Below are 3,296 nucleotides of genomic sequence, written 5' to 3'. Positions count from 1 at the left end.
GTCGGGGAAGTACTCCACCACCAGCGGCCCCACGTCGGCGGCGTGCGAATCACGGCCACCAAATGAACCCGGTCCGGTTTTCGTCCGAGGGAGTAGAGCCTGGGCACCTGATCCTGAGGGACATGGGCAACTGATGCTGCTTGAGGACTGGACCCCCTTGATACCTTGATGGAAGTCATCGTCGTGGTTGCCATCCCCCGTGATCGTCGTCGAAAAGTCCCTGTACCAGAAGCCCCTCGACTTGAAGCCGGCCTTTAACCGGGCCACCACTGGAAGGTCCMTCGCGCGCTTGGCCCGGTAGGCCGCCGTCGACTGCGCGTCGCCGAGATGCGGCGCCGGGGGGAACGTCGAGGACTTTCCATCCTTGTGGGCTCTTGACTCCACGGCGGGTGATCTAGGTACGTGGAGCGGGGCGGCGTCCGCGAGTCGACTGGAGACGAACTAGGTAGCCGTCCGGGTCGTTAACGAGGAACTGCTCTACCCCGGCCTCTTCGTTGCCGATGCGGTACCACTTCGTCTCGGGCTGCATCAGGAGATCGATCCCGGCACTCGCTAGCGCTGTCGACAGCAGCGTCGTGTTGGGGACGTTGATMTGAAAGTTGCTGCCGCGGCCAAGTGGAGCCTCCAGTCGGCCGGTAATCCAGTTCCGGCCGACGCCGATTTGCTCAAGCATGAGGTGGGCAGCGCCGAGAGCGATGTATGCAAAGCGCTCCTCAGGTCGCGAGTAAAGGACCCCAAATCCACACACATCGCGCCAGAAGGCAAGGCTGCGATCTATATCAACGACCAGCAGTTCGGGAACAAGAGCTGGTTCGAGGCTTTGAGTCATACACCTATCGTCGCACTGCCCGCTTGCCGGTCCTCCACCGCGACGGGGCCTCAATCTGTGAACCCTGTAGGGACCACCGAACAGGACCTCAGCGCGACGGGCAGTCGATCCCTCTATGTCAGTTCTCGGACGGTATTCCACTGGCTGATCCCTGCAGTCGCTGGAGGTTTTGTTCGTCGGCGTCTGCGACCCGTAATCCACTGGCCGAAGCCGGCCCCAAAACTGGCGGCAAAGCGGGGCCCTGTCGTTGAATCCGCCCACCGCTTCTGGTGAGTACCGCCGTCGCCACTCCTCCCAGCAGGAGCAGTCCGCCAGCCACTTCCGTGGCCGAGGGCACCTCCTGCAGGGCCAGCCACGCGGCGCTCATCCCCACGACCGGCACTAGCAGCGTGAAAGGGACCACGGCCGACGGCGAGTATTTCGCGAGCAGCCGGTTCCAGATCCCGTAGCCCACCAGCGAAGCGAAAACCGCGGTGTAGAGCGCGCTCAGGACAGTGGCGGGCTGGAGGTCTCCGATCGTTGCGGTGATGGCATCGGGACCATCGATGATCATTGAAAGTCCGGCAAGCGGGAGCGGGACCACCGCACCCKACCAAACCACCAGCCCCAGCCCCGACGCCGCCTTGGCTTTGCGTGCAACCACGTTGCCCACAGCCCAGGAAAACGCCKCGGCCAGCACAATKACGAACGGAAGTAGCGGAGCAACGGCACTGCGGCCCATCGCCACTACCGCCAGGCCGGCGACGCCAAGTACGACGCCGGCCATCTGACGCCCGCTGGGCCGCTCGCCTAGGAACACGGCGGCCAACAGAACCGTAAGCAGAACCTGCGCCTGTAGTACCAAGGAGGCCAGACCAGCCGGCATGCCTAGCGCCATGGCCAGGTACAGCAGCCCGAACTGGCCGGCGCTCATAAAAAGTCCGACGCCGATAATTGCTGCCCAGCTGACAGCAGGCTTGCGCACGAAGAAAATCCAGGGGAAGACCACCAGGACAAACCGMATGGCCACGAACAGCAACGGCGGAACGTCGCGTCCGTTGGTGTGGAGGCCCAAGTCGATGGCCACGAAGTTTAGGCCCCACAAGACAGCGACGAGGGTGGCAAGCAAGGAATGGCGAAGGTTCACGCTCCTCACCCTGACAGAGAAGGGAATGAAGCACCAGCGTTGATTCATACCGCATAGCATGTACGTTTGCTTCATGATAGACATCGGAGCGCTCCGTGCGCTGGCAGCGATTGAGCACCATGGTTCCGTCATTGCAGCATCAGAGGTGATGGGCTTCAGCCCGTCGGCGGTATCGCAGCAGATCAAGAAGCTGGAAAAGCAGACCGGCTTCTCGGTCCTGGAGCGRCATGGCCGAGGGGTGCTGCTGACTGAACGCGGACTTGCCTTGGCCGCTTATGGGCGCCGCATCCTTGCCGAACTGGAAGAACTCCAGTCCACGCTCCTGGCCGATCCCGCCAAACCGTACGGCCGGTTGAAGGTGGTGTCCTTCTCCACCGCCTGCCGGGGGCTGGTGGGGCCGATGCTGGGCATGCTCGCTTCCTCCGGAACCGATCTGGACGTCACCGTGCTGGCTGAGGACCCACGTGAAGCAGTGGCACGTGTAGCCGGTGGGGAAGCCGACCTCGGCATCGTCCACGACTGGAACTCCGTCCCGCTTGTGATTCCAGAGCACGTGATGCTGGAGTGGCTGTGCGATGACATCGCGGATCTTCTCGTTCACCGCAACCATCCCCTGGCAGGAAGGGCGGAGGTGGAAKCTGCCGATATGGTTGATGAGCGCTGGATCAGCACTCCGCACGGTGCCATCTGCAACGAGGCCCTATTGCGGATTTTTGCCGATCTGGGCCGAGTCCCGGATATCCAGGTCTACGATCCGGACTTCGCAACCCACATCGCGCTGGTGGAGCAAGGGGCAGTGGTGGCGCTCGTGCCTCGCCTCGGCAGGCCCGCACTGCCCGCGGATGTGGTCACTGTACCGGCCCATCCCGTGCCGGCTCGTCGTGTGGGGATGGTGCACCGCAKGACCATGACCGAAAGCCCGGGCATTCAGCACCTTGCCGGCCTCCTGCGCAAGATTGCAGGCCCAGCTGCGAGCTAGTGGCGCCCTCGGCGCAAAGTAACAAGCGCCCTCTCCGCATCACCACCGGAGACTCTGACGGCCGAATATCAAGAATTGGAGGTTGCCTATTTCGACTCCTTACCCGTGCGCCGACGCGGTCTCTTTCATCGGAAAGCAGAAAGGCACCCATGACTTATTTGGCAGCTGATACCCGCTACGACTCCATGCCTTACCGCCGCGTGGGGCGCAGCGGCCTGAAACTTCCGGCCATCTCCCTGGGCCTGTGGCACAACTTCGGCGACGACAAGCCGTTCGAGATCCAGCGCGCCATCMTGCGCCGCGCCTTCGACCTCGGCGTCACCCACTTCGACCTCGCCAACAACTACGGGCCGCCCTACGGC

Annotated in this window: 4 protein-coding genes; 2 read left to right on the top strand and 2 right to left on the bottom strand. The window is 63.1% G+C overall.

Going from position 1 to position 3,296, the window contains the following annotated elements; all coding sequences use genetic code 11:
* Positions 1-394: 394 nt before the first annotated feature.
* Together AC1DBQ_RS22585 and AC1DBQ_RS22580 are read right to left on the bottom strand one after the other, a co-directional pair.
* On the bottom strand, positions 395-829 hold the full coding sequence (locus AC1DBQ_RS22585; protein ID WP_476930641.1) for a bleomycin resistance protein: 435 nt from the start codon (positions 827-829) through the stop codon (positions 395-397).
* Between the two features lie 118 nt (positions 830-947).
* Positions 948-1,955, bottom strand: a complete 1,008-nt coding sequence (locus AC1DBQ_RS22580) for an EamA family transporter (RefSeq protein ID WP_476930640.1) — start codon at positions 1,953-1,955, stop codon at positions 948-950.
* A 73-nt stretch (positions 1,956-2,028) separates the two neighbouring features.
* Between AC1DBQ_RS22580 and AC1DBQ_RS22575 the strand changes: the two genes are divergently transcribed.
* Together AC1DBQ_RS22575 and AC1DBQ_RS22570 are read left to right on the top strand one after the other, a co-directional pair.
* Entirely contained in the window at positions 2,029-2,934 is a 906-nt protein-coding gene (locus tag AC1DBQ_RS22575) for a LysR family transcriptional regulator (RefSeq protein WP_476930639.1), read from the top strand.
* A 149-nt stretch (positions 2,935-3,083) separates the two neighbouring features.
* Positions 3,084-3,296, top strand: a 213-nt coding sequence (locus tag AC1DBQ_RS22570; RefSeq protein ID WP_476930638.1) for an aldo/keto reductase, incomplete at its 3' end; no start/stop codon positions are given.

The sequence above is a fragment of the Arthrobacter sp. 10T413_2 genome (assembly GCF_056394205.1).
Note: the sequence above shows the minus strand (reverse complement) of the source record. Positions and strands in the feature narration are given on the sequence as shown.